The 773-nt window shown below is 44.0% G+C and carries 1 protein-coding gene and 1 pseudogene; both read left to right on the top strand.

Annotated elements, in window-relative coordinates; translation table 11 throughout:
* A partial coding sequence (locus tag TX77_RS14170) for a hypothetical protein (protein WP_230198120.1) occupies positions 1-408 on the top strand: 408 nt, incomplete at its 5' end.
* Positions 409-422: 14 nt separating this feature from the next.
* Positions 423-674 (top strand): annotated as a pseudogene (locus TX77_RS14365) (GNAT family N-acetyltransferase); the annotation flags it as partial.
* Positions 675-773 lie beyond the last annotated feature (99 nt).

Genomic DNA, 773 nt, shown 5'->3' with positions numbered 1-773 from the left:
CAACTAAAGATGATATTAATTCAATGGTCCGACCGGGCAAATCCGATTAAAACGTTTGAGGTGCTTCCAGACCAAGTTCCTTTATATGCAAAAGCAGGCTTTTGGCCGGATGAGTTCAGATGCCGATGGATGCAGCGCCCTACTGATTATTTTGAGATAAAGTGGGATTCTAATGTCATCATTCAAAGCCCTCAGATTGAGGATAATGATGCGAAAAGCGGCAAACGGTTTACGAATGAGGATGAGATTGCCCATTGTGATTTTCATAGCTTTCAAGGAGGTTTTGAAGCGGTAAGAAGGAATAAAGCTTCATTGGCGGACTTTGTTCCGAATGAGGACCCTAATCTGACTAATGAACGATTGCTGCAGGCATCCACTCTTGTCTATGATCGAGAGTCCGGGGATTAGTTGCTAATTGCCGTCTTTGCCTGCAGGACAATGTGGCAGCCGTATATAGCATTGGTGTTTTGCCGGCTTATAGAGGGAAGGGACTGGCGACGTTGATGTTGAAAAGAGCGTTAAGTATCCTTAAAGATCATTATCCCATCCTGCGGTTATATGTGATGGAGGGCAATGAGGCGGAATCCGTCTATTATAATTTGGGATTTGCTCCGGGTGTGCAAGAGATACAGAGCAATGCGCATTCCGGCGCAGGGGTAGTCATTTACGTATAAGGAGAGACTGGCGAAAGCAAAAGNGAAGGATGATTTTGATTTATATCCTTACGAAAGGAATCTACTCTCAGGAGATTCGGGATTATTTTTTGCTTTTTC

This window comes from Megasphaera massiliensis, from assembly GCF_000455225.1.
In the GTDB taxonomy this organism is placed as follows: domain Bacteria; phylum Bacillota; class Negativicutes; order Veillonellales; family Megasphaeraceae; genus Megasphaera; species Megasphaera massiliensis.
Note: the sequence above shows the minus strand (reverse complement) of the source record. Positions and strands in the feature narration are given on the sequence as shown.